This window comes from Castellaniella sp. MT123, from assembly GCF_039614765.1.
Taxonomy (GTDB): domain Bacteria; phylum Pseudomonadota; class Gammaproteobacteria; order Burkholderiales; family Burkholderiaceae_B; genus Castellaniella.
The window spans coordinates 814,672-839,879 of record NZ_CP154879.1 but is presented as its reverse complement, the minus strand read 5'-3'; the positions used below and the strand labels follow the sequence as shown (position 1 = coordinate 839,879).

Annotated in this window: 25 protein-coding genes and 2 pseudogenes; 11 read left to right on the top strand and 16 right to left on the bottom strand. The window is 59.9% G+C overall.

The features are described 5' to 3' along the window. Positions 1 to 62 precede the first annotated feature (62 nt). On the bottom strand, positions 63 to 1,118 hold the full coding sequence (locus tag ABCV34_RS03845; RefSeq protein ID WP_345798692.1) for a DMT family transporter: 1,056 nt from the start codon (positions 1,116 to 1,118) through the stop codon (positions 63 to 65). A gap of 24 nt (positions 1,119 to 1,142) precedes the next feature. Further along, positions 1,143 to 2,606, bottom strand: a pseudogene (gene merA / locus ABCV34_RS03840) (mercury(II) reductase); the annotation flags it as partial. Between the two features lie 142 nt (positions 2,607 to 2,748). On the opposite strand from merA, the gene ABCV34_RS03835 reads away from it, so the two are divergent. Continuing rightward, a complete protein-coding gene (locus tag ABCV34_RS03835; protein WP_345798691.1) occupies positions 2,749 to 3,144 on the top strand; it encodes a MerR family DNA-binding protein in 396 nt (131 codons plus the stop codon). Positions 3,145 to 3,167: 23 nt separating this feature from the next. Further along, entirely contained in the window at positions 3,168 to 4,445 is a 1,278-nt protein-coding gene (locus ABCV34_RS03830; RefSeq protein WP_345798665.1) for an IS256 family transposase, read from the top strand. Positions 4,446 to 4,536: 91 nt separating this feature from the next. Here the strand turns inward: ABCV34_RS03830 and ABCV34_RS03825 are convergent, their stop codons facing one another. Continuing rightward, positions 4,537 to 5,388, bottom strand: a complete 852-nt coding sequence (locus tag ABCV34_RS03825; protein WP_345797904.1) for an AraC family transcriptional regulator — start codon at positions 5,386 to 5,388, stop codon at positions 4,537 to 4,539. A 126-nt stretch (positions 5,389 to 5,514) separates the two neighbouring features. Here ABCV34_RS03825 and ABCV34_RS03820 point away from each other — a divergent pair, with 126 nt between their 5' ends. Both ABCV34_RS03820 and ABCV34_RS03815 read left to right on the top strand, forming a co-directional pair. Next, positions 5,515 to 6,072, top strand: a complete 558-nt coding sequence (locus ABCV34_RS03820; protein WP_345797903.1) for a carboxymuconolactone decarboxylase family protein — start codon at positions 5,515 to 5,517, stop codon at positions 6,070 to 6,072. 98 nt (positions 6,073 to 6,170) lie between these two features. Next, complete coding sequence (locus tag ABCV34_RS03815) at positions 6,171 to 6,854, top strand: haloacid dehalogenase type II (protein WP_345797902.1); 684 nt, start codon at positions 6,171 to 6,173, stop codon at positions 6,852 to 6,854. Positions 6,855 to 6,895: 41 nt separating this feature from the next. On the opposite strand, the gene ABCV34_RS03810 is transcribed toward ABCV34_RS03815, so the two are convergent. Beyond that, positions 6,896 to 7,363, bottom strand: coding sequence for a DUF6789 family protein (locus tag ABCV34_RS03810; protein ID WP_345797901.1), 468 nt, complete (start codon positions 7,361 to 7,363; stop codon positions 6,896 to 6,898). A gap of 267 nt (positions 7,364 to 7,630) precedes the next feature. Between ABCV34_RS03810 and ABCV34_RS03805 the strand changes: the two are divergent. Beyond that, positions 7,631 to 7,852: pseudogene (locus tag ABCV34_RS03805) on the top strand (MerR family DNA-binding protein); the annotation flags it as partial. On the opposite strand, the gene ABCV34_RS03800 reads toward ABCV34_RS03805, so the two are convergent. After that, a complete protein-coding gene (locus ABCV34_RS03800) occupies positions 7,849 to 8,019 on the bottom strand; it encodes a hypothetical protein (protein WP_345797900.1) in 171 nt (56 codons plus the stop codon). The pseudogene ABCV34_RS03805 and the gene ABCV34_RS03800 overlap by 4 nt on opposite strands. A gap of 377 nt (positions 8,020 to 8,396) precedes the next feature. Here ABCV34_RS03800 and ABCV34_RS03795 point away from each other — a divergent pair, with 377 nt between their 5' ends. From ABCV34_RS03795 to ABCV34_RS03775, 5 genes are all read left to right on the top strand, one after another. Further along, the gene (locus ABCV34_RS03795; protein WP_345797899.1) at positions 8,397 to 8,978 is read left to right on the top strand and encodes a peroxidase-related enzyme; all 582 of its coding nucleotides are present in this window, start codon (positions 8,397 to 8,399) and stop codon (positions 8,976 to 8,978) included. Positions 8,979 to 9,115: 137 nt separating this feature from the next. Next, positions 9,116 to 9,436 carry a DUF2282 domain-containing protein gene (locus ABCV34_RS03790; protein ID WP_345797898.1) on the top strand — a complete coding sequence of 107 codons (321 nt, stop codon included), beginning with the start codon at positions 9,116 to 9,118 and terminating at the stop codon, positions 9,434 to 9,436. Between the two features lie 13 nt (positions 9,437 to 9,449). Further along, positions 9,450 to 10,313 (top strand): DUF692 domain-containing protein, encoded by an 864-nt coding sequence (locus ABCV34_RS03785; RefSeq protein WP_345797897.1) that lies wholly within the window; start codon positions 9,450 to 9,452, stop codon positions 10,311 to 10,313. Next, positions 10,288 to 11,121, top strand: coding sequence for a DNA-binding domain-containing protein (locus ABCV34_RS03780; RefSeq protein WP_345797896.1), 834 nt, complete (start codon positions 10,288 to 10,290; stop codon positions 11,119 to 11,121). Before ABCV34_RS03785 ends, ABCV34_RS03780 begins: the two co-directional genes overlap by 26 nt. Then, positions 11,087 to 11,590 (top strand): DoxX family protein, encoded by a 504-nt coding sequence (locus ABCV34_RS03775; protein ID WP_345797895.1) that lies wholly within the window; start codon positions 11,087 to 11,089, stop codon positions 11,588 to 11,590. The genes ABCV34_RS03780 and ABCV34_RS03775 overlap by 35 nt, the downstream gene beginning before the upstream one ends. 13 nt (positions 11,591 to 11,603) lie before the next feature. Here ABCV34_RS03775 and ABCV34_RS03770 read toward each other — a convergent pair whose 3' ends face one another. Further along, complete coding sequence (locus ABCV34_RS03770; protein WP_345797894.1) at positions 11,604 to 12,635, bottom strand: zinc-binding dehydrogenase; 1,032 nt, start codon at positions 12,633 to 12,635, stop codon at positions 11,604 to 11,606. Between the two features lie 203 nt (positions 12,636 to 12,838). Between ABCV34_RS03770 and ABCV34_RS03765 the strand changes: the two genes are divergently transcribed. Next, the gene (locus ABCV34_RS03765; protein WP_345798690.1) at positions 12,839 to 13,315 is read left to right on the top strand and encodes a MarR family transcriptional regulator; all 477 of its coding nucleotides are present in this window, start codon (positions 12,839 to 12,841) and stop codon (positions 13,313 to 13,315) included. Positions 13,316 to 13,333: 18 nt separating this feature from the next. Here the strand turns inward: ABCV34_RS03765 and ABCV34_RS03760 are convergent, their stop codons facing one another. The 10 genes from ABCV34_RS03760 to ABCV34_RS03715 all read right to left on the bottom strand — a co-directional run bounded on the left by ABCV34_RS03760 (position 13,334) and on the right by ABCV34_RS03715 (position 25,121). Next, positions 13,334 to 14,494: an acyl-CoA dehydrogenase family protein gene (locus ABCV34_RS03760; RefSeq protein WP_345797893.1), complete on the bottom strand. Its 1,161-nt coding sequence runs from the start codon at positions 14,492 to 14,494 to the stop codon at positions 13,334 to 13,336. Positions 14,495 to 14,511: 17 nt separating this feature from the next. After that, entirely contained in the window at positions 14,512 to 15,288 is a 777-nt protein-coding gene (locus ABCV34_RS03755) for an enoyl-CoA hydratase (RefSeq protein WP_345797892.1), read from the bottom strand. A 48-nt stretch (positions 15,289 to 15,336) separates the two neighbouring features. Continuing rightward, entirely contained in the window at positions 15,337 to 16,977 is a 1,641-nt protein-coding gene (gene aliA / locus ABCV34_RS03750; RefSeq protein WP_345797891.1) for a cyclohexanecarboxylate-CoA ligase, read from the bottom strand. Positions 16,978 to 17,016: 39 nt separating this feature from the next. Continuing rightward, the gene (gene aliB / locus ABCV34_RS03745; RefSeq protein WP_345797890.1) at positions 17,017 to 18,174 is read right to left on the bottom strand and encodes a cyclohexanecarboxyl-CoA dehydrogenase; all 1,158 of its coding nucleotides are present in this window, start codon (positions 18,172 to 18,174) and stop codon (positions 17,017 to 17,019) included. Between the two features lie 16 nt (positions 18,175 to 18,190). Then, positions 18,191 to 18,973 (bottom strand): 2-ketocyclohexanecarboxyl-CoA hydrolase, encoded by a 783-nt coding sequence (gene badI, locus ABCV34_RS03740; protein WP_345797889.1) that lies wholly within the window; start codon positions 18,971 to 18,973, stop codon positions 18,191 to 18,193. Positions 18,974 to 19,016: 43 nt separating this feature from the next. Then, a complete protein-coding gene (badH, locus tag ABCV34_RS03735) occupies positions 19,017 to 19,784 on the bottom strand; it encodes a 2-hydroxycyclohexanecarboxyl-CoA dehydrogenase (protein WP_345797888.1) in 768 nt (255 codons plus the stop codon). A gap of 470 nt (positions 19,785 to 20,254) precedes the next feature. Continuing rightward, positions 20,255 to 21,223, bottom strand: coding sequence for a LysR substrate-binding domain-containing protein (locus ABCV34_RS03730; protein ID WP_345797887.1), 969 nt, complete (start codon positions 21,221 to 21,223; stop codon positions 20,255 to 20,257). 43 nt (positions 21,224 to 21,266) lie between these two features. Beyond that, positions 21,267 to 22,436 (bottom strand): ABC transporter substrate-binding protein, encoded by a 1,170-nt coding sequence (locus tag ABCV34_RS03725; protein WP_345797886.1) that lies wholly within the window; start codon positions 22,434 to 22,436, stop codon positions 21,267 to 21,269. A gap of 23 nt (positions 22,437 to 22,459) precedes the next feature. Next, a complete protein-coding gene (locus ABCV34_RS03720; protein WP_345797885.1) occupies positions 22,460 to 24,352 on the bottom strand; it encodes an FAD-dependent monooxygenase in 1,893 nt (630 codons plus the stop codon). A gap of 211 nt (positions 24,353 to 24,563) precedes the next feature. Beyond that, positions 24,564 to 25,121, bottom strand: coding sequence for a sterol desaturase family protein (locus ABCV34_RS03715; RefSeq protein ID WP_345797884.1), 558 nt, complete (start codon positions 25,119 to 25,121; stop codon positions 24,564 to 24,566). Between the last annotated feature and the right edge of the window lie 87 nt (positions 25,122 to 25,208).

Below are 25,208 nucleotides of genomic sequence, written 5' to 3'. Positions count from 1 at the left end.
ATTTGTGACTCGGCAAGTCCCTCCCCGGCTGGTCGAGGGGATCTTCCATCCCATATCCCGGCCTACCTGGGATGCCGATGCTGATGGTGAATATCCGGATAATGCGGATGCCGATGCGTGATGGCTTCGTGCCGATGTTCGTGCGTATGCGGCTCGGTGCCATCCCAGGGAAAGTCATGATGATGCTGGTGATGTTCATCATGCACATGCCGGTGGCTGTGCAGCAGCGGCTCGTGCGTATGCAGATGGTCATGCCGCTCCGTGAGATGCAGCCAGACGCCCGCTGCCATCAGGACGGCGGCAATCCAGAATGCGACCGGTGTCGATTCGCCGTAGCCCATGATGGCGATGGCGGCCCCCATGAAGGGCGCTGTGGAGAAATAGGCCCCGGTTCTTGCCGAGCCCAAGCCACGCAGCGCCAGCACGAAGAGCACGAGACTGACCCCGTAGCCAGCTAGGCCGACCACCATGGACTCAACGGTCAAGGACCAGGCGGGCAGCGAATAGCCCAGCGCCAATGCGATTGACGTGTTGGTGACGCCTGCGATCAGCCCTTTGGTGCCGGCGAGGAACACGGCGTCGGTTGCGGACACCTTGCGCGTGAGATTGTTGTCCAGCGCCCAGCATAGGCAGGCAGCGGCGACGGCAAGGTTGCCCAGGGTGCCGCCAGAGGCGAACATCGCGTTTTGCGGGAGCGTCAGTAGAACCCCGCCCGCCACAATGAGGCACATGCCGATGACGATCCGTCGGTCCGCGTTCTCATGGAATACCACCCAGGCCAGGACCGCGGTCAGAACCGCTTCCAGGTTCAACAGCAGAGAGGCCTGAGACGCCGACGTATGGCTCAGGCCCACCATCAACAGTACTGGCCCAAAAATGCCGCCACTGGCGATCGCCCCCAGCAGCCAGAGCCATTCCCGGCCGCTCAGACGCGGCACCGCGACGGTGCGTTCCCTGACGAGGCGAAATGCCCACAAGCCGACGCCACTTCCTAGATACAGCAGGCCAGCCAGCAGCACGGGGGGCATATTCCCCACGAGTTGCTTGGCAAATGGCGTGCTCGCGCCAAAAAGCAGTGCGGCACCGAGTGCGGCTGCGGCTGATCTGGATAGGTTCATGACGAAAGCGGCAAGCATAAGCAGCTATCCAGCGCAACACGACAGCTGCTTCACGTCCTTGCTGAAGGTTTGCGCGGCGAGCTTCAGGCCCTCGACCATCGTCAAATAGGGGAACAACTGATCGGCTAGCTCCTGCGCCGTCATCCGGGCGCGGATCGCAAGCGCCGCGGCCTGAATCAGCTCACCGGCCCCCGGTGCGACCGCCTGCACGCCGATCAGTCGATGACTGTCGGCCTCGATCACCAATTTGATGAAGCCGCGTGTGTCGAAGTTGGCGAGTGCGCGCGGCACGTTGTCGAGTGTGAGCGTGCGGCTGTCTGTTTCGATGCCGGCACGGTGAGCTTGCTGTTCACTTTGGCCCACGGTCGCGATCTGCGGGTCGGTGAACACCACCGCCGGCGTCACAGTTAAATCCAGCGTCGCGTCGCCGCCGGTCATGTTGATTGCCGCGCGCGTGCCTGCCGCCGCCGCCACATACACGAACTGCGGCTGGTCGGTGCAGTCGCCAGCGGCGTAGATGTGCGGGGTACTGGTGCGCATGCCGGCGTCGATTTCAACCGCTCCTCGCACGTTGATGGCAACTCCAGCCGCTTCGAGGGCAAGGCTGCGCGTGTTCGGCTCGCGGCCTGTCGCGACCAGCAGGCGATCGGCGCGTAGTTCACCGTGACCCGTCGTCAGCACGACCTCGCCATCCAGAGAGTCGACCTGGCTGATTTGCGTGTGCTCCAGCACTTCAATGCCCTCGCCGCGGAACGCTGCCGTCAAGGCCTCGCCAATGGCGGGGTCCTCGCGGGTGAACAGTTTGCTCCGCGCGAGGACTATGACGTGGCTGCCGAGCCGAGCGAAGGCTTGCGCCAGTTCGACGGCCACGACCGATGAACCGATCACGGCCAGGCGCTTCGGGATGGTGTCGCTTGCGAGCGCTTCTGTCGACGTCCAGTAGGGTGTGTCCTCGAGGCCAGGGATCGGGGGAAGTGCCGCACTAGCGCCAGTGGCGATCAGACAGCGGTCAAACGCGACGTCTTGTCGTCCGCCGTCATTCAGTTGCACCAGAAGGCTATGGCTGTCATTGAATCGTGCCTCGCCGTGCAGCACTGTAATAGCTGAGTTGTCGGCCAGGATAGCCTCGTACTTGGCATGTCGCAGTTCCTCGACGCGTGCCTGTTGCTGGGCCAGCAGCCGCCCGCGCAGCACTTTTGGCGGCACGGGAGGCAGGCCGTCATCAAACGGGCTGGTGCGGCGCAGTTGAGCGATATGAGCGGCGCGGATCATGATCTTGGATGGCACGCAGCCGGTATTGACGCAAGTGCCCCCAATCGTGCCGCGCTCGATGAGCGTCACCCGCGCGCCCTGCTCGACGGCCTTGAGCGCCGCAGCCATCGCCGCACCGCCGCTTCCGATCACGGCAACGCGCAGCTTATCGTCTCGATGGTCGGCTCCGTTTGCCCTACTCGCATCTTTGACTCGTTCGCTTGGCTTTGCAGGCGCTTGTCCCGACGCGCCCTTGACGCGCTCCGTGCGTGGCTCGCCGATCATAGGGGCGGTTTTCAACCGGGTCATGATTGATTTCCTTTGATTGTTGCTCGATGCTGTAACCTTACTTCCGTAGTCAACTACGGGGGCAAGCGTGATAGAGCAAGGCTCGGAAAACCTGACCATCGGTACTTTTGCTAAAGCGGCCGGGGTCAATGTGGAAACGATCCGGTTTTATCAGCACAAGGGATTGCTGCCGACTCCGAAGCGACCGTACGGTGGCATCCGTCACTACGGTAGCACGGATGTGGCGCGGGTAAAGTTTGTGAAGTCCGGCCAGCGATTGGGGTTCAGCCTCGACGAGATCGGCCAGCTCCTGATCTTGGAGGATGGCGCCCACTGCAGCGAGGCGGCCGAGCTGGCCGCGCAGCGACTGAGCGACGTCCGTGCCAAGCTGGCTGATCTGGCCCGGATCGAGGCGGCTTTATCCCGGCTGGTCAGTGACTGTCACACCATTCAGGAGAGTGTCCGGAATTTTGTGGGCGAGGCATAACATGAGAGAAAACGATCATGGATATGCCCGTGAAACACAAGAAACCATCCATCGCGGCGCAGGCGGCCGCCCGCGAGGCGCGGCTGCCCAAGCTGCCTGAGCACCTACTGGACGGCCTGGTCGAAGGCCCGATGTCAGCCATGGAGGTCGAGGACCTGATCGATGCCTTCGGCCGCGCGGTCATCGAGCGGGCCATGGGTGCGGAGATGAACGTGCACCTGGGCTACCGCCCCGGTGAGGACAAGCCCGCCGCGCAGACCGATGAGCGCAACGGCGTGAGCACCAAGACGCTGCTGACCAAGCACGGTTCGGTGCAGGTACAGCTGCCCCGAGACCGCGACGGCAGCTTCGAGCCGGTGCTCATCCCCAAGCATGAACGCCATTTCGCCGGGTTCGATGAGCGCATCATTGCCCTGTATGCCCGTGGCATGAGCGTGCGCGAGATCCAGGCTTTTCTCGCCGAGACCTATGGCACGAACGTTTCGCCCGAGCTCATCAGCGAGGTGACCAACGAGGTGATGGCCGAGACCGTCGCCTGGCAGAACCGCCCCTTGGAGCGCATGTACCCGGTCGTCTTATTTGACGCACTGCGGGTGAAGATCCGCACTGATGGTTTGGTGGTCAACAAGGCCGTCTACCTGGCCCTGGGCATCGACGCCAACGGGGAACGCGACGTGCTGGGGCTGTGGATCGAACAAACCGAGGGCTCAAAATTCTGGCTCAAGGTCTTCAATGAACTGAAAAACCGAGGCTGCCAGGACATCCTGATCGCCGTGGTGGATGGCTTAAAGGGCCTGCCCGAGGCCATTAACGCGGTCTTCCCGAAGACGACGGTGCAGACCTGCATCGTGCACCTGATGCGCAACAGCTTGGATTACGCGGGCTGGAAGGACCGTAAATTGGTCGCTGCCGCGCTCAAGCCCATCTATACCGCCGCCAACGAACAGCAGGCCCGAGAGGCCCTGCAGGCCTTCGCCGATGGCCCCTGGGGTACCCGCTACCCGACCATTGTGGCCGCCTGGGAACGGGCTTGGGAGCATGTGGTGCCGTTCTTCATCTTCCCGCCCGATATCCGGCGAGTGATCTACACCACCAACGCCATCGAGAACATGAACCGGCAGCTGCGTAAAATTATCAAGAACCGGGGCCAGTTCCCCAGCGATGAGGCGGCTGTGAAGCTGCTGTGGCTGGCGCTCAGAAACATCCTGGCCAAGCCATCCCGATCCGTTCACACTTGGAAGGCGGCGATGAACCAGTTCGCCATTCTGTTCGGTGAACGGTTCACTGAGGCCAGGGATTAACCAATGTCAAATCGCCCCGCCCACAAAAAATCTGACACTCCCCCATTCAGGGCAATGTGTCGTGCCCGCTGATCGCCGCCCTGCAGCAACGCTAATTGATGGCGCGCTTGCCACGCAGAGTACCCGGCGAAAAGCCATAAGTACGCTTGAATGCGCGGCTGAATGCGGCTTCCGTGGCGTAGCCGGCAACTTCCGACGCCTGCGCCAAAGTCAGGCGCTCGTTGAGCAGCGCCTCGTGTGCGCTCTGCATACGCAGCCGGGTAAGATAGGCCATGGGTGCCACGCCGACGGTACCCGCGAAATTCCGGGCAAATGTAGCGCGCGACATATGCGCAAGCTTGGCCAACTTGTCGACACTCCAGTCGGCCGCGATGTCCCCGTGCATCGCCAGCAGCGGTGGAAATAGTTTAGGGTCGGCCAACGCTCCTAGCACCCCACGCTGCACTTGTCCGTGTTGAAGGCAGTGGCGCAGTACTTGAATGAACAGCGCGTCCGAAAGCTTGTCGAGAACGGTGGCGGCGCCAGGCGCATCGCCGCTTGCCTCGTGCATAATCAGCGTCAATAGCGAAGCCGCTTCGCTTCCTTTTGTGTCGCGGCGCATCACGACCTGCGCCGGCAGCGCTGCCAGCAGCACTTCGGCAAGCGGTGAGCCGAATTCGAAATAACCGCATAGCAGTAGCGTGGTCGCATCATCCTGAGCATCCCGTACCGAGATGACCCGGTGCTCCGCAGGCCGCAAAAACATGACGGTATCCCCAGCCGCGAGCGCAATTTCATGATGCGCGCGACCGATCTGCATCACACAATTGCCTGCGGCAACGAGGTGGAACATCGCCTTGCGTTCATACTCGGCATCGAGGATCCAAGTCCCACAGTGGGTGCTGCGGTGAAAAACCCGTGTCTCGAGGCGTAGCTGACGCATCAACAGGCTGAGGTTGTCCATGCATGGATCCAGTGAGACGTTTGGACAAGTATATGCGCGCGACGGGCATGGTCTCGCACGGTGGCACAGCCGATACTGGACTGGTGCCGTCTAGCACGGTCAACACGCAACCAAGGAACCAGCATCATGACCGAATTTGTGACTCACACCATTGAATCCGCGCCCGTCGCCGCTCGTCCAGCGCTTGAGGCGGCGAAGGCCGAGCTCGGATTCATCCCCAACCTCTATGGCAACCTGGCTGAGGCACCAGCGGCGCTGCAGGCCTATTTCGACCTGTCCGCCCAGTTCGATAAAACTTCCTTGACGCCGGTGGAACGCCAAGTCACGCTGCTCGCCATCAGCGTCGAGAACAATTGCGAATTCTGTGTGGCCGCGCATTCCGTCATTGCGCGTAAGATGGTCAAAGTGCCGGACGCGGTAGTCGATGCGTTGCGCGCGGGTACCACTCTGCCGGATACCCATCTCGAAGCACTCGCCGCATTCACGCGGGCAGTGGTACGCGAGCGCGGTTTTGTCCCATCGGCAGCTGTCGACACATTCGTCAAGGCAGGTTTTACCCGCCAGCAGGTCATCGAGGTCGTTCTCGCCGTGTCGATGAAAACCTTGAGCAACTACGCCAACCACCTGACCCATACCAAGACCAACCCCGAATTCGCTGCGGAGAGCTGGAAACGGAAGATGTAATCGCATGAGCGGCCTCTTCAACGAGGGGCCTCTTCATCCAAAAGAATACGTCCGGCACCTGAGCCACCCAACGACGTTTTTACTTAGGATCGTTTCCCATGCCACTACCTTTGATTGCCGTCTTTGACGCCTATGGCACGCTATTCGACGTCCATTCGGCTGTACGTCGTGTGGCGGGATCCGCCGGTGCGAACGCTGGGCGCGTTTCCGCACTCTGGCGCGACAAGCAACTCGAATATTCCTGGACCCGGAGCTTGATGGGCCGCTATGCCGACTTCTGGCAGGTCACGGAAGACGCCCTCGACTATGCCCTGTCAACCTGCAAAGTCGATGATACAAAGCTGCGAGGCGCGCTGCTCACTGCCTATCGTACCTTGGATCCGTATCCGGACGTCCGTGCGGCTTTGACAGGCTATCACGACCTCGGCGTACGCACCGCCGTGTTTTCCAATGCAACACCAAGCATGTTGCACGACGCGCTGGTCTCGGCGGGCCTCGACGAGATCGTCGACACTACGTTTTCGACCGACACGCTGAGGCGCTACAAGCCAGCGCCCGAAGTCTACGCCCAAGCCTGCAAGGCATTTAGCGTGAAACCGGAAACTATCGTGTTCCATTCATCTAACGCCTGGGATGCAGCCGGCGCGGCATCGTTCGGCTGGCGAACGTTCTGGATCAACCGGACGCACGGCGCACCCGAGTACACGTGGGCGGACTTTAACGAATGCTCGAGCCTGGACGCTGTCCTGGCCCGCGTGAGCGCCGTCAAACAAACCCCGTAAACTCTTGACGATTTTCCACCGTTTCGGGCGTGGGATTTCCCTCAACCTGCAGCCTGTGTCTCCGAGTTCGATCGGATAGCAAGCCGACCGTAGGTGCCGCCCAGTACGGCACCCCAAATCAGATGCATGACCAGCGTCAATACAGGCGCCATCATACCGATCTCCAGTCCAAAAATCCCCGCGCCTGCCATAGGTAGGGGAAACAGCATCATCAGTAGCCAGGGTAGTACGGAAAATGATAGACCTTTGAGCAAAGTGTTTTTGCCCGGTAATCGGTTGTATAGCAGAACAAAAAGCCCTCCCCATACGACCGTGCCAAGCACGAAGTGTGCCAGCCAGCCTACAGCGGGTACGTCGGGCATTCCCATTTTTGCATGAGCCATCCCACTGAGCATAATTATCGGGTTTAGCGTCGGCATAACGCCCATAGCGCCTTTTATTAGCATCAGAAGGGACAGCACCACCGTGGCAACGAAGCCTGCAGCCATTGCCTGGACATAACGATTCATGATCTTCAATCTCCTCGTGGATAGATATACAAAATTTCGAGTCTGGGCCTTTATGGTCTGTTCCATTGCCCGCCTAACCACTAGAGGCCTTGAGATAGGAAAAGGGTTCGCTGTAGCCGCGAAATCAAATGAGCTTGACACATCTAAAGGCGCAATAAAAATTCACTACACTGGGGGTTGATCGCACAACGCCATCGTGTGCCCGATGGCTCGGGGACGGCACGGGCGATTGACTACTGCCTCAAGCGCTGGGAGGCGCTGACCAGGTACGGTGGCATCCGTCACTACGGCAGCACGGATGTGGCGCGGGTAAAGTTCGTGAAGCCCGGCCAGCGATTAGGATTCAGCCTCGACGAAATCGGCCAGCTCCTGATCTTGGGGGATGGCGCTCACTGTAGCGAGGCGGCTCTCTCCAGGCTGATCAGTGACTGTCACGCCATCCAGGGTAATGTGTCGTGCCCGCTGATCGCCGCCCTGCAGCAACGCTAATTGATGGCGCGCTTGCGCTCGCTACGGGCCCGGATGGCCTCCATCAGGCCAACGAACCAGCAAGCGGGGCATCCCCGCATCAAATAGATCGCCAGGGGTAGCAGGACGAGCGCTGGCCAAAAATATGGAGCCAGAACGATCGCGCCCACGATGGATGCCAGGGCCATGACACCTCGAACCAGTTGCGCCGTTACAGAAGTGCTGCAGTACATGGGAAGCCTCTCGCGCCGGAAATGGGATGTTCAGTGAAATGATGGAAGTCGGTCGCAGAATCGAAACGTCCCATCGGTAATCATGAGAGGCGGCAAACATTGAAAACGATTCGCCTGCTCACCAAAATGGGGGTCCGAGAGATGGAGACGGATTTCGCCGCTCAGCCGTGCGGATTTTTCAATTCGGACGCGAACCGTTTGGGTGCTTCCCTGCCTCTTAGGGAACGACCGCTGGTCGAAGGTCAGGGCCTTATACGCTCCGCACAACTTCGATGTTTTGCCATCATCAAACCCACCCCGGAAGCCGGAATACTTCCACTTAGGAGCAATCCATGAACGCCAAACTGACACTGCCTCTTCTTACCGAAGACACCGCTCCTGAAAAGGGCCGTGAGCTCCTGAGCAACACGCACAAGAAACAGGGGTTCATTCCCAACATGTATCGGGAAATGGCTCACGCCCCTGGCGCGCTCTCGACCTACCTCCATGGGTACGACTGGTTTCGCAAGGAGTCCGGCTTTACGCCGGCGGAGCAGGAAGTCGTATTGCTGGCCATCAGCCGGGAAAATGCCTGCCACTACTGTGTAGCCGCCCACAGTATGATCGCCGAAAAGGTATCGAAGGTACCACCGCAGGCGATTCAGGCAATCCGTGAGGGCGCGGCGATTCATGATCCGAAGCTGCGCGCTCTGGCCGCCTTCGTCAAGGAAATGGTGCAGACGCGGGGCAATCCGTCTCAGGCGAGCTTGCAAGCCTTCACCAACGCTGGCTATAGCGAGCAGCAGGCCCTGCAGGTCGTGCTCGCCATCGCCGTCAAGACGATCTCGAACTACACCAATCACCTGTTCGATACCCCCGTAGATGCAGCCTTTGCGTCCTACGCTCTGCCGACAGGGGAAAAGGGTTCGGTGTAGCCGGGAAATCAAGCAAACTGGATACATTCATTCTGTAGCAAAAACCGAAATAAAAATCAGAGAACCGCGAACCCTTTCAAGTCCTCCCCCGCTCTTATCAAGCGTCAGGGTTCTCCTGACCATTTTGGAGATGACGCATGAACGGTTCACACCTGTTGAAATCCACGCTGCTTTGTGCCGCTGCACTGGGCGCTACAGCAGCCACCGGCCTGGCCATAGCCCAGCCCATGAAAATGACGCCCGAGATGATGAAGGCCGCGCAGCAAAAAACCATGAAGGTCATGAAGGAGGAGCACTATTCCAAATGCTTTGGTGTCAACGCCGCGTACAAGAATGACTGCCAGTCCCCGGGCCATTCATGCGCCGGGCAGGATGCCAAAGCACACGACCCGGCATCGTTCGTCCTGATGCCTGCCGGGGTTTGCGAGAAAATCGGTGGCAGTCCCAAGTCCTCTTGACCTGCGTCTCGTGATGTCGGATTCCATCGCAATGATGCATCCTATGCCGGTTCGCGCCGGTATAGGGTTGCGCGCCCCGCATGTCGCGCGTGTGCTGCATGAGCAGCCGTCCATCCCATGGCTCGAAACGCATTCCGAAAATCTGTTTGCGCTTGGCGGGCCACTTCAAGACGCCATGACGCGCATTCGGGAGAACTACCCCTTGAGCCTGCACGGCGTCGGGTTGTCGCTCGGGTCCGCCGACAGGGTGGATGCGGCGCACCTGCGGCGCCTTCAGGAATTAGTGGATCGTTATGAGCCCGAACTGGTGTCTGAACACTTGTGTTGGGGTGCTGTCGGCGACCGCCATAGCAACGACCTGTTGCCACTGCCCTTCACCGAGGAAGCGCTGCACTGCGTGGTGTCGCACATCGACGAGGTCCAGAACGCGCTCAAGCGTGAAATCCTCGTAGAGAATATTTCGACGTACCTACGCTTCGACGGAGCCGACTACACCGAATGGGAATTCGTGACCGAAGCCGTCAAGCGCAGCGGCTGCGGCCTGCTGTGCGACGTGAACAACATCTACGTCAATAGCGTCAACCATGGCTTCGACCCGCACGTCTATCTGCGCGCATTGCCGCGCTTGGCCATACGCGAAATTCACCTGGCGGGTTTCACGCGCAAAGAGGGTTTGTCGGTGCCGGTGTTGATTGATTCGCACAGCCGTCGTGTCGACGATGCGGTGTGGGATTTGTATTCCGAGGCCGTGTCTTTGTTCGGTCAGGTGCCAACCTTGATTGAATGGGATGCCGAAATCCCCGAGCTTGAAGTGTTGATGGATGAGGCCGCGCATGCACAGGAGATACTTGATGAATGCGAAGCCCCACCTGCGTGAATTACAAACCGCATTTCTAGCCGCGCTGTTTGACGATGGGGCCCCAGGCCCCGTGGCTTCGATCTCGGGTAATGGCCTGGCGCCCGAGGCGCGCCTGCGTATCTATCGCCGCAGTTGCACTGAAATCCAGACGGCGGCTCTGCGTACGAGCTACCCGGCGGTGCTGGCATTGGTCGGGCAGGACTGGTTTGATCAAACCGCGCGACATTATCGAAGCCGTTACCCATCACATTCTGGAAACCTGCAAGAACTCGGTGAACATTTCGCCGATTTCCTAGAGACGATTCCAGCGGGCCGTACGCTTTCCTATCTGGCCGACGTGGCGCGACTGGAATGGCTGCGCCAGGAAACTATTCTCGCAGCCGATGCAAAGGCGCTCACATTCGATGATTTCATGATATGCCTGGATGGCGCGGGAGGGTCCCTGCGCATCGGCTTGCACAATTGTGTTCGCTTGCTGGGCAGCCCACATCGGGTACTCACGATCTGGCGCTTCGCCCTAGCTCCTGAGGGGATCCTCAATCCAGAGGGTCAGGGAGAGAACGTCATGCTTTGGCGTGAGGACGGAGAAGTCGTGATGACCAGCGTCGATGCGGCCACTTTCACGTACGTGGCGGCGCTTGCGGCAGGCGCCTCTCTCGAAGAAGCTGGGACGAGCTCCATCGCGCTTGACGATGGATTTAACGCCGCTCAATGCATGAATGAGCTTATCAGGCACCACTTGATAACGCGCGTTCTGCCCTACCCCGTTATAGAGACACGAGGCCTCCACCATGACAAGCACCGCATTGATCACCTGCATGAATAGTTGCTATTCGCGCACCACGCAGTGGCTGGAAAGCTGGGTCGGCCCATTCGCCCTGCTGTTGATGCGTCTTTGGGTCGCGATCGCGTTTTGGCGTGCCGGCGTGGTCAAGTTTACCGACCCGGCGAGCACACAAATGCTGTTTGATAGCCTCTATCACGTTCCACTTCTGGCTCCGGGGATTGCGGCCGTGCTGGGGACTTGGATCGAGCTGATCACTCCGTGGCTGCTCGGGCTTGGCATCGCCGGCCGGGCCACGGCGCTGTTTTTATTCATCTACAACCTGACCGCCGTGATTTCATACCCGGATCTCTGGCCGCACGGCTTTTGGAGTGGATTGATGATCGTGGGGGACTTTACCGATCACAAAGTGTGGGCAATGATGCTGCTCGCGATGGTGGCCTGGGGGCCCGGGAAGTGGTCTGTTGACGGCATTTTGGGAAAGCCGTCGCGTGACGGTATCGCCCGATGATGCGAAACAACCATCAATCGATGCGCAGGACTACCTTGCCAAACTGCGCACCGGACTCAAGCCGGTCGAGCGCATCGTGAACCTGGTCAAGAGGATATTCGCGGTCAATGACCGGTTTGAGTCCAGTTTGCTCGACGAAGCCGCACAGGTCTTGAAACTCGCCGAGCTCTCCGTGCGTCGAGCCGAAGATTTGCAGCTGCCGGATAAAGATGCGGCGCAGGTCGGCTGGCGGCTGGTCGCCCGTTGTCGCGCCACAGGTAACCAGACGTCCACCACGCACAAGCGATTTCATGGCCGAGGACCAGACTGCGGCGCCGACGTTTTCGATGACGACGTCGACGCCACGCCCATCGGTGGCTGCCATGACTGCCTTCGCGATATCCTGGGTGCTTCCATCGATCGTGTGATCGGCGCCAAGCTTGCTCGCCCGCATCAGCTTTTGGCGATCACGCGAAGTCACGAGGACGCGCGCGCCGACACGCTTGGCCAGCTGCAGCGCCGCAAGTGATACGCCGCCACCGATACCGAACACCAAGACCGTTTCCCAGGCCTTAAGACGGGCCTTTGAAAACAGCATGCGCCAGGCGGTCAAGTGGTTCACGCCCAGAGCGGCGGCCTCGGCGAACGAAAGCCCCGCCGGCATGGGAAATACATTGCGGGCGGGAACGCTGACATATTGGGCGAAGGTGCCGTCCCGATGTTCGCCAAGCAGACTCATGTGCGAACACAGGACTCTTTCCCCCCGCAAACAGAATTCGCAGCGGCCGCAGGTGATCCCCGGGTGAACGACCACCTGTTGTCCGGGAGTCAGCCGCGTTTCGTCGTTGTCCACCGTTTCGACCGTGCCAGCGCCGTCGAGCCCCAGAATCTGTGGCAACCGGTGGGTGATGCCGGCACCACTGTCGCGCATGTAGAGATCCACCCGGTTGAGAGTCGCAGCGCGCAAGCGCACAAGGACTTCGCCGCGCTCACGGATCGGTTGTGCATGTTCTCCGACCATCACAACCTCGTTGCCGCCGTGTGCGGTAATCCATGCTGCTTTCATGGTCTGTCTCCAAGGGGGATACCATTGTTCGCTGTGCCGTCTCCCGCGCAAAGCGCGGAACTACTATCTTTAAAGATAGACAAATCAAGAATTATAGGTAAATATATTTGCCTATGTTAGGACAAACTGGAATCAGTATGCAAGGCGAACGCGAGACATCAAATTCGGATAAAAAAGATGAAAATAGTGTCGATATCGCAAGAATGGAGCTCGCTAACCGGCTGTTCTTCCGGCTGTATCAATGCGCAAACATGCTGCACAAGACAGGTTCGCGTGCGGTGGAAAGCGAAGGTTTGACCACCCAACAATGGGCTGTCCTCGGGGCGCTATCGCGTCCCGAGTCCAAAGGCGGGATGAGCGTAAACGACCTCGCACGCTACTTGATGGTAAGCCGACAGAACTTGTCGGGTGTGATCCGCCGGATGGAGCGCGACGGCCACATCTGCATCACGCCCGACGAACGAGATCGCCGTTCGCGGCTTGTCAGGATGACTGATCCTGGCCGCGACATCTGGCTACTCCGGGCGCAGCCCAAGATCCATGCTTATTACGACCAGGCGCTTGACGATTTCTCGGTGGGCGACCTGGCCCATACACTGCATTATCTTCTCAAGCTGCTGGAAAACATGAAGCGGCTCGACTCCGGGATCGAGGAAGCGTCCGACGCGGAACTGGACTAACCGGAGCTCTCTTGTGCCTCAGTCCTGGCGAAGCAGCTCACGACCGATAATCAGTTGCTGAACTTGCGTCGTGCCTTCGTAGAGACGCAGCAAACGGGCATCGCGATAGAACCGCTCCACCGGGTATTCATTCATGTAACCCGCTCCTCCGTGGATTTGCACCCCGCGATCGGCCACCCGGCCCACCATTTCAGTGGCGAACAGCTTGGCACACGAGACGCGCATGGAGATATCGGGGTCTGATACATGAGGCGGCTTGCCATCGAAGCGTTGGGCGACATCTTTCACCAACGACCAGCCCGCGAGCAGTTCGGCCTGGCTGTCGGCAAGCATGGCCTGAATCAGCTGGAACTCGCCGATGGCCTTGCCAAACTGCTTGCGGTCGCGTGCATAGCGGCGGGATTCGTCAATGATGCGCGAAGCCAGACCGCATGAAACAGCCGAAATGTTGAGGCGGCCGCGATCCAGCACTTTCATCGCCGTCTTGAACCCCTGTCCAGGTACGCCACCGATGATGTTCTCTGCCGGTACACGCACATTTTCGAGAATCACATCGCAGGTTTTGGTACCTCGCTGCCCCATTTTCTTGTCAATCTTGCCGAGAATCAGGCCAGGCAAGCTGGACGGGACAATAAAAGCGGAAATACCATCGGCACCCGGGCCCCCGGTGCGCGCCATCAGAGTGAAGGCGCCCGCGCGCGGTGCGTTGGTAATGAAGCGCTTGGTGCCGTTGAGCGTGTAATAGTCGCCCTCAAGGTCGGCTTTGGTCTTGAGGGAAGCCGCATCGGTACCAGCGGCTGGCTCAGTCAGAGCGAACGACATGATCAGTTCGCCGCTGGCCACCTTGGGCAGGTACGCGGCTTTCTGCTCGGAAGTGCCGTCCATCAGAATGCCCTGCGAACCAATACCGATATTTGTTCCGAAGACCGACCGAAACGCTGAGGCGGTGCGGCCGAGTTCGTAGTTCACCAGGATTTCCTGGCTCACTGACAGGCCGATGCCGCCGTACTCTTCAGGCACGGTCAAACCGAACAGGCCCATTTCCCTCATGTCATCGATGATGTCGACCGGAACCTCGTCGTGCTCTTCGAGGTAGTTTTCAGCCGGCACCAGGCGCTCGCGAACGAAGCGCTGGATAGCGGGCAGCAGAATGTCAAAGGATTCGTGGTCAAGTGCCATGGTATGCCGTCCGTGAATCAACGATGGTGAAAGGTGGGTGTGCGCTTTTCCAGAAACGCGTGCATGCCTTCGTGGGCATCATCGCTGGCAAAGCGCTCGTAGAGTGCTCGTCGCTCGAACAGGATGCCTTCGCTGAGCGGGCTCTCCCAGGCACGGTTGATCGACTCCTTGATGGCCATGAGCGCAGGCAGGGAGAATGCGGCAATCTGGCTGGCAAGTGTCAAGGCGTGGTCAAGCAATTCAGCATCCGGGACCACTCGAGACACCAGACCATAGCGGTCGGCTTCGGCGGCATCGAGCATGCGCGCCGACAGGCACATGTCCATGGCCTTCGCCTTGCCGATGGCGCGTGGAAGCCGCTGGGTACCTCCTGCGCCCGGCAGCATGGCCAGCTTGATTTCGGGGAGTGCGAACCGTGCCGACCCGGCGGCGATAACGATATCGCACGCCAATGCCAGCTCGCACCCGCCGCCCATCGCATAACCTGACACTGCGGCGATGACTGGCTTGCGAATCTGCCGGATCGTTTCCCAATTGCGTGTGATGAAGTTGGTCTGGTAGACGTCCATGAAGGACCAGTCCGCCATGACGTCGATGTCGGCGCCCGCGGCGAACGCCTTGGTCCCGCCGGCAATGACGATGGCACCGATACCAGCATCTTCCTCTAAGGCAAGCAGCGCCGCGCCCAACTGATCCATCACGGCATCGTTAAGCGCATTGAGCTGCTTCGGACGGTTGAGTGTGATAAGACCTGCCCGTCCGCGGGCTTCCCTTCGGACCAATGCTTCGGGCATGATTGTTTCCTTGTGTCGTTGGACGCTAGCTGCGAACTGCCAGTTGGTTCACTTCGAGTGATTCAGCTGTTCGCGCAGCTTGAATTTCTGAATTTTTCCGGACGGCGTGGATGGCATGGCATCCACGATCTGGAGGCGCTCAGGGATGTACTGCATTGCCATCTTGAGCGACTTAAAGTAGTCGACCATGCCCACCATATCCAGCGATTGCCCCTCCTTGAGAACAACCACCGCGCAGGCCCGCTCTCCGAGCCGCTCGTCCGGATAGGCCACGACGGCAGCCATGGCGACAGCCGGATGGCGGTACAGCATGGACTCGATTTCCACCACTGGAATGTTTTCGCCGCCGCGAATGATCACGTCCTTGATGCGGCCGGTGATACGGATATAGCCCGCTTCGTCCATGCACGCCATGTCGCCCGTATCGAACCAGTCATCAGCATCCGTATTGTTCCACTGGGGCCGCTTGAGGTAACCGCCAAAGTTTGAGCAGGAACGCACGAAGAGGCTTCCCGGCTGCCCCGGCGGCGCGACGTTGCCGTCACCATCGATGATCTTCAGCTCAACACCGGGCAGCGGTACGCCATCTGTGGTGAAGGCGCGCTCGTCATCATCGTCGAGATGAATCAGCGTCACGGCACCGTTCTCGGTCATTCCCCATGCAGAGACGATCTTGGCGCCCAAGACGCTGCGCGCCTGCTCCACCAGCGGCCCGGGGATAGGCGCCCCGGCGCATAAGAACGTACGCAAGGACGGAACGGATGTCGATGTCTCGGATATGGTGCGCGTGAGATCCGTCAGAAAAGGGGTTGAGGCCATCGTGAACGAGCAACGCTCCTCACGAATCACTTCGATGGCCCTCTTCGGTTCCCAGATGTCCTGCAGGATAGCGGTTGCTCTGAGCATGACGGGCATCATCAGGCCGTATATGAAGCCGGTCTGATGGGACATGGGTGACGCCATGAGGATCACGTCCTCCGCGCCGAGTCGCAGACGGTGGGCATAGGGGATGATGTTGGCCATCAGGGAGTTCGCCGAATGCGTGACTCCCTTCGACTCTCCGGTCGTACCGGACGTGTATATCAGCTGCGTGATGTCATCCGGCCCGGGGCGGCTGCGACTCAGGATTTCTGCCGCATCTGGTACCTGCTCCCAGGCAGGGCCGCTCAGCAGCGCCTCGAAACTGTTGGAGCCGCTTCCATCGACGATCACCACATGCTTGAGATCAGGCAGGTCTGGCTGCAACGCTGTCACCATTTTTTCGAAGTCGAATCCCCGAAAAACTTTTGGCGTGATAAGGACCTTGGCTTCTCCGTGCTTGAGCATGAAGCTCAACTCGCGCTCGCGGAAGATATGCATGAGCGGATTCATCACGGCGCCGATGCGGGAACAGGCGAGATAGGTCAGGGAAAACTGCCACCAGTTGGGCAATTGGCACGCGACGACATCATTTTTGCCAACGCCAAGACGCGACAGACCGACCGCGATCCGGTCTGCCATGGCAGCCATTTCCCGGTAGGTGAAGCGTCTTGTCGTCCTCTTTTCCACAGCGAACGCGGCGAGCGCGAGCTTGTCGGGGCAGGCCTGTACACAGGCATCCAGGTCCTGATTGATGGTGCGGTCATGCCAGAAGCCCTGCTCTATCATACGGGCGCGCCGGGCGGGCAAGAGGACGGCATCGAATTCCATACTAGTCTCCTTATTTTATTGGTGATGGCTAAAACAAGATCAGGCCGGTACGAATCGGCGTCCGGCGCGCGCACGCGCAATGATGGTTTTCATGATCTGCGCAGTGCCGTCGCCGATCTGGAAACCGAGCACGTCGCGCAGTCGCTGCTCCATCAGTCCACGGTCATAACCACCATGCCCGAAGCACAACAGGCACTGATGGATGGCGTCGTAGGCCAGTTTGGGTCCCCACCACTTGGCCATGCCCGCTTCCGCGGAATGCGGCAGGCCCTTGTCCTTCAACCACAGTCCTTGCAAGCAAAGCAGGCGCGCAGCCTCGACCTCGGTGTCAAACTGCGCGAGCGGGTGCGTGACACCCTGGAACGCCGACAAAGGCTGGCCGAAGGCCTCGCGCTGGGTGATGTATTCCCAGGTTTCCTGCAATGCCACGCGCGCGACCGCAAGGCATTGCAGACCAATCAGCGAGCGCGAAAAGTCGAAACCATGCATCACCTGCACAAAACCCTTGTTTTCCTCCCCGAGGCGATGATTCGCGTGGACACGCACGTTCTCGAAGAAGATCGAGCCGCGGCCGATCGCACGCTGTCCATGACAGTCGAAACGGTTGGTGGTCACGCCCGGTGTATCCATCGGGACCAACAGTGCGGTCACGCCATGGGCGCCGTCTTCGGGCTTGCCCGTGCGGCCGAACACGACGGTAATATCGGCCTGGTCAGCAGCGGAAATCGAGGTCTTTTCCCCGTTGATCACGTAGTCATCGCCGTCGTGTTCAATGCGCAGCCGCAGATTGGCTGCGTCCGAACCTCCGCGTGGCTCCGTCAGGGCAATGGCGCAGATAGCCTCGCCCTGAACAATCTTCTGCAGCCACGGACCGACGACTTCCGGGTTGCCGTACCGGGAAAGGATCTGGCTATTGAGCGAAGCGAGCAAATTGAGGTAAGAAAAGCTCAGATCGGCGCGAGCGATCTCCTCATGAATCACACCGGCAGCGATGCAACCCATGCCGAGCCCGCCATACTGTTCGGGCAATTCGGGGCAGATGAACCCAAGCTCCCCCATCTCGCGCAACAGGGCGCGATCGAGATTTCGGGATTTGTCACGCTCCAGAAAACCAGGCTTTACACGTTCCTCGGCAAAGCGGCGAGCCGCATCAGCCAATGCCTGGAGATCTTCGTTAATGTAGGGATTCGGGTTCATTGCGTGGCTCCTCGCCTTACTTCGCGTATTTCCGGAAGTCGGGCTTGCGCTTGTCCTTCAGTGCATTCACTCCTTCGCGCGATTCTTCGGTGTCATAGAACAGCTTGAGCGCATACATGCCCATTCCCGCGATGCCACTCTGATGCGCGGTGTCCATATTGAAGCTGCGCTTGGCGATCGCGATGGCGGTCGGACTGCGTTCGCAAATTTCCTCGCCCCACTTCTGGACCTCCGCATCGAGCTCATCGTGCGGTACGCACACGTTCGCGAGGCCCATCGCCACGGCTTCGGCCCCCGAGTAACGGCGGCACAGGTACCAGATTTCACGCGCCTTCTTCTCGCCAACCACTCGGGCAAGGAAAGCGGTGCCATAACCTGGATCCACGGAACCCATCTTTGGGCCCGCCTGGCCAAAAATTGCCTTTTCTGAACAGATCGTCAAGTCGCAGATCGTGGCCAGCACGTTGCCACCACCGATGGCGTAACCCTGCACACGGGCGATCACCGGCTTGGGTACATCACGGATGGCGGTGTGCAGTTCTTCCATCGGCAGCCCAATGGTTCCGCGTCCGTCATAATTACCGTTGTGGGCGGACTGGTCGCCGCCTGTGCAAAAGGCGCGATCGCCAGCACCAGCCAGGACAATCGCCCCCACCTCGCGGTCGTAACCGGCCTTGTTCAGCGCCTTGATGATTTCATCGCAGGTCTGGCCGCGAAAGGCGTTCATCTTGTCCGGGCGATTGATCGTGATCCACGCGACGCCATTGCGGACTTCGTACAGGATGTCTTCGAAATTCATGTGAGTTCCTTCAGCGTTGATTGGATGTGGGGGAAGCCGTTGATCAACCGTGCATCGTCAGGCCGCCGGATACGGAAATGACCTGACCGGTGATGAAACCTGCGTCGTCGCTGCCAAAGAAGGCGATTGCGCTCGCCAGGTCATCTGGCTGGCCCAGGCGCCCCAACGGAATAGCGCTGCGAAAAGCCTCCAGCAGCTTGGCCGGGTCCCGTGCGCCTTCGGCCACGCCCGCCAGCAAAGCGGTGTCGGTAGGGCCGGGGCACACCACATTCACGGTGATTCCCTGGCGCGCATGTTCACGTGCCAATGTTTTGGACAAGGCAACCAGGCCCCCTTTACAGGCCGAATAAACGGCTTCGCCGGAAGATCCGCCACGCGCGGCGTCCGAGGCGACGTTCACGATGCGACCGGATTTTCTCTCAGCCATGCCTGGAAGGACGGCATGCAGCATGTGCAGAGCACCAGTCAGATTGATGGCGATCAGCTTGTCCCACTCTGCCGGTATCGTCTTGACGAAGGGCTTGAAGATATCCCAACCCGCATTGTTGACAAGAACATCGATAGAACCAAGCTCCGCTCCTGCGGCAGCAACCGCGGCATCCACATCGGCGCGATTGGTGATGTCGCACCGATATGCCCTGGCGGTGCCACCAGCCTCCCGGATGGCATCGGCGACTTTTTGTGCCGCGTCGAGATTCATATCGAAGACCGCCACCTTGGCACCCTCCTCGGCAAAGCGACGTGATGCCGCACCACCGATGCCTCCGCCGCCGCCCGTCACGATTACGGTCTTACCGCTCAAATTGCGCATTCCACGCCCCTTAATACGTTGCACGCTGTCATATCAGCTGTAAATTGCACATCGCAATATACGTCAATGTGTTTACGTATCTTATGACTTAGGATTTTATGAGTCAAGCTCATTTTTAGTCAAAATCGCTAGAGATCGCTTGTATGCCTTGTTCTTATGCAGAAATGATGAATGAAACTTTCCTGGCTGGAAAGATCATAAGTAAATAGATTTACTTTTAATAGAAGGGATGGGGCGGCGAGACATCCAACAGTTTGGCGGATGGTGTTGCATCAGGCCAGGAGTTCTTCGGGCAATGGCCGGGCTCACGCGCCTGCCGCCACGCATCCCAACAGCCGGATCGCAGAAATCTCGCCGCACTGTGGGCAAGCTGCTCGAACAAAAGGCTGCGGCCGCCTATCGGCAGCCGTCAATGTGGTGATCGCACTCTCGCTACCACCGGCCTTTGATCCGCATGGTGGTTGGTCGTGCTATCGCGCTTCGGCGGCCGGCTGCACTGTCTGCTGACTGAGGGATGGCCTGTCGCGGACGACGCCGCGAATGCATTCCATGGCCAGTTCCACCGATCTAGGGTGATGCTCGTTTCTGCGCCAGTACATCGTGACCGAACCGACCCCCTCCAGTTGCAGGGGAAGAATGCGCAACAGATTCATCTCCGACAGGATCCTCGCGGAACGGTGCGACGCCACGCCGATGAGGTCGCTGTTGTTCAGCAAGGTGATGTTCGCGATGACCGAATTGGACTCGATGTAGATCGATGGCAGGTCGCGCCCGAGCGCGGCCAGGGCGGCCTCTAGTGCCTTGCGAATCGGCGATCCCCGAGGCCAGACGATCCAGCGGTAACGCAGCACGTCTTCCCAGGTGACCGATGGTTGCTCGGTCAGGGGATGGTGGTAGCGGACCGCCAGATCGACTGGCTCGGTGTATAGCGGTTCCGAGTGGAAACCTGCCAGCCGTTCGTCATTTTCCATCGTGCGGCCGATGACGATGTCCAGATCGCCCTGGCTCAGCCGCGTCAGCAGCACCTCCATGGTGCCTTCGACCAGATCGATCCGCAGATCCGGCATGCGGGCGGTCATCTCCAGGATGGCGAGCGGGCCAGCCTCGGTCGCCGCAACGCCCGACGCGCCCAGGGCCACATGGCCCGCACCACCCTGCCGCAGGATACCCATATCGGCCGCTGCCCGATCCAGTTGCGCTTCGATGCGGCGGGCATGCGCGATCAATTCCCGGCCATGCACCGTCGGGGTCAGCCCCCGGGCATGACGCTCGAACAGCGTCAGGCCGACGTCGTTTTCCAGGTCCTTGAGCCATTTCGACAAGGCGGGCTGCGTGGTGTGCAGCACGCTCGCCGAATGGCTAAGGTTGCGGGTCTGGGCCAGGCTGAGCAGAAACCTGAGATGCCGCAGACGGATGCGGTCGGTCCAGTCGCTGCTCATGCCATATCTCGGCCCGGAATCGAGAAAAACGGGTCCATGCGACTTACTTGCCGGGATCCTTGACTGCTTCGAAGGTGGCGAATTCGATGTTTTGCAGCTTGCCGTTCACCCGGTCCAGCTTGCGGATGTACTCGTTCTGGATGATGTCACGTGTGTTTGGATCGATTTGCACCGGCCCGCGCGGACTTTCCCACTTCAGGCCTTTGGCCGCCGCGATGAAGGCATCGCCGCTTGCATCTCCGCCGGTTTTTTCCAGCACTTTGTAGATCAGCTGCATGCCGTCATAGCCGCCGACGGACATGAAGTTGGCGCGGTCCTGGGGATGGGCCTTGGCATAGGCTGTGGTGAACGCTTCGTTCTCTTTCGACGGGTGGGCGTCCGAATAATGGAAGGCGGTGATCATGCCCAGCGCATTGTCACCCAGGGCGGCCAGCGAATTTTCATCCGTCATGTCGCCAGGTCCCATTTCCTTGATGCCCAACTTGTCGAGACCCATTTCGCGGAAGTTCTTCGCCAGCGCGATCATGGAGCTGCCCGGCGGGACGAAGAAAAACAGCGCATCCGGATGCGTTTCCTTCACGCGCTGCAGGAACGGCGAGTAATCCGCCGTATTGACGGGGGTCCGGACTTCGCCCAGAACCTTGCCGCCCAGTTCTGTGAAGGTCTTTTTGAATTGCAGTTGCGCGTCATGCCCCGGACCGTAATCCGCCACCATGACATAGGCCGAATGGATGCCGTTTTTGTAGGCCCACTGGGCGATTGCCCAGGAACTCTGCGGCAGGGTCATCGACGTGCGGACGATATAAGGGGACTTTTCAGTGACCGAGGACGTGGCCGCGTTCATGACCACCATGGGGACCTTGGCCTCCGTCGCCAGGGGCGCCACGGAGAAGGCATTGGGCGTCAGATCGAAACCAGCCAGGATATCGACCTTGTCTTTGATCAGCAGTTCCTGGGCTTGGCGTTTGGCCACGGCGGGAGCGATGCCGGTGTCGTCCTTGACGATCAGCTTGACTTTGCGGCCCGCCACGGTGTCGCCATGCTGTGCCATGTAGACCTGAATGCCGTTCTGGATCTGACGACCATAATCGGCGAAAGGACCTGATACCGACAGCACCAGGCCGATCTTCAGATCCTTGGCCTGGGCCGGCAGCGCGAGCGCGGCTGCGCCGAGAGTGAGGGCAGCCGCGCCCAAGGCTTTGTGAAATTGCATTGTCTCGCTCCTTGTTGGAAAAATTATTGCTGTCGCTTGGCAAATGCCTGGACGAATGCGCTCAGTTCGTTGACCGCATTCAGAGGCAGTACCTCGGCAACATACTGATCGGGGCGCACGATCACGATCGCACCCTGCCGGTCGATGCCGCGCAGACTGAAGATGTCCTGATCCGGCAACGCCGCGTAGACGTTTTCCAGATCGGTCAGCTTGTAGGGTCCGACGCGCGGCAGGAACGCCCGAGGAACCTGCCCGATGTCCACATCAGAATGTGCCTGCTGATAGATTACCTTAACATCGAACCACGCGTTTTCATCCTGACCGGCTGGCGTATAGCCCCGGATGGGAGATTCGGCGGATTCGTCCAGCCAGCGCCCGAGGGAGGTCGTTGCGGAATTCTCGCCGGCGCGCGCGGCATCCGCGAAGACATAGATCCGCCAGCGGCCGTCGGCCTTCGCCTCATGCCCGAGATGCAGACGGTTGGCATCGGCCACCCGCATCACTTCGGCGGACCGGAAGCGCTTGCCGATCGGGTAGCCCGAGGCCAGCTGCTGATGACGTCCCGATGCAGTGATCATGGACGGTCCGTACTGGGTCATGAACCCCTGGGCGAATTCCGTGATCCGCAGGTACGCCTGCTCGAATTCGGCATGGCTGGCGAAGGCTTCCGAGGCTTTCGCCATCTGCGTCGCCCATCGCAGATCCTGATCGATCAGGTCCTGGCCGATTTTCTGGCGCTCGGCGGAATAAGTGGACAGCAGGCTGACCGGGCTACGGCCTTCCAGGACATGACCGAGCTTCCAGCCCAGATTGAAGCCGTCCTGCATCGAGGCGTTCGTGCCCTGCCCCGCCTTGGCGCTGTGGGTGTGGCTGGCATCCCCGGCGATGAAGACGCGCGGCTCGCGCTGGCCGACCTGATCCAGCGGAACATCGTCGAAGTGCTCGCACAGGCGATGGCCCACTTCGTAGACGCTGCTCCAGGCCACGTGGCGCACGTCCAGCCGGTAGGGATGAAAGATCCGTTGCGCGCGGGCGATGATCTGCTCGACGGGTGTCTTGCGGATGGCGCCCTGATCGTCCGGTGCGACGTCGCCCAGATCGACGTACGCGCGAAACAAAAAGCCGCCTTCGCGGGGGATCAGCAGGATGTTGCCATCCGATTCCGACTGGATCGCGCATTTGGTGCGGATGTCCGGGAAATCGGTATCCGCCAGCAGATCCATGACGCCCCAGGCGTGATTGGACGATACGCCACGCAGCGTACGGCCGATCGCCTTGCGCACGCCGCTGTGGGCCCCATCGGACCCCAGCACATAGCGGGCGCGCACGACGTGCTCTTGCCCGGCTCGATCACCCGCGGTGCGCAGCAGCCTGACCGTGACCGGATGGTCGCCCTCGTCCGCCACGGTCAGGCTCTGGAATTCGTACCCGTAATCCGGCCGCATGCGCGTGGGCGCATTGGCCATGAATTCGGCGAAATAATCCAGCACCCGGGCATGGTTGACGGTCAGATGAGGATATTCGCTGACATCATGCGGGTCTTCGTCGACTCGTGAAACCCGGACGATGTTCTCGGGTTTCTGGGGGTCCGGCTTCCAGAACGCGGTCTCGGTCACGTGGCAGGCTTCCGCCATCAGCTCTTGAGCAAAGCCGAATGCCTCGAAGGTCTCGATGCTGCGCTTCTGCATGCCGTCGGCCAGACCGATCTCGAGGCGCCCCGGCCTGCGATCGACGATGCGTGTGACGATGTTGGGGAATTGCGAAAGCTGGGCGGCGGCGATCATGCCTGCGGGGCCGGCCCCGACGATCAGGACGTCGACTTCGTCTGGAAGGTCGTCCGGGCGACCGATGCCGACGCCTGCAGGATCTTGAATGCGCGGGTCACACGACACATACCCGTGATGATGGTATTTCAAAGCAGTCTCCTGAAGGATTATGTGAGGTCTTTTCGCGAGAAGGACTGCTGGTTATTCTAAAGTTCAAGCGCCGTGTTCACATGATTTTATTAATGAAATATTCCTATTAAAGATACCGAAAACCATATACCTGTGAGGCCTACCCCCATCGCGGGCATGGTGTTCCGTTCTATCACCGATTTCATCCGGCTTGTTGGCTGCGCCGATCCGCTCAGTGGTCGTGCGTCATCCCGTCCGTGTGGAACACACGGTCCCAGAACGTCGTCGTCACGCCGTACCAGCCGTGCGCGCCCGGCCTGTGGTGGAGCGCATGGTCGCGCTTCCGGTCATGCATCCAGGACCCGGACCGGGCCTTCCAGTGGTGCGTCGCGTGATGCACGACCAGATACAGCAGATAGCCGGACGTGATGCCCAGCGTCGCGGCCAGCGCGATCCAGCGATTGGACAACAACGCCAGGGGCCAGAACACCAGCAGGACGAACAGCGCCATGCTGACCACCGTGGACGTGCCGATGAGTGCAAAGGGGCGCTGGTGGTGTTCCGCGTGCCAGCGTTTGAAGGGCTGCACGCCGTGCAGCACGAAGCGATGCAGGATGTATTCCACGAGGCTCCAGCCCAGGAACCCCAGAATGGCCACCGATGCCAGGACCCAGATGGGGCCGTTGGCCCGCAGCAGCAAAGCCCCCAAGCCGGCGGCGATGGCGATCGGATACAGGACGAAGTCCGCAAAATAGACGGCTGGATGTTGTTCGAGTTTGAATAGTGTCATGGCGAACCCGGTATCGAATATCGCGTCGCAGTCCTGGACCGCTCTTGATTTCAAGGGTACCGCCGACAGGCCGGATACCCCGATCAG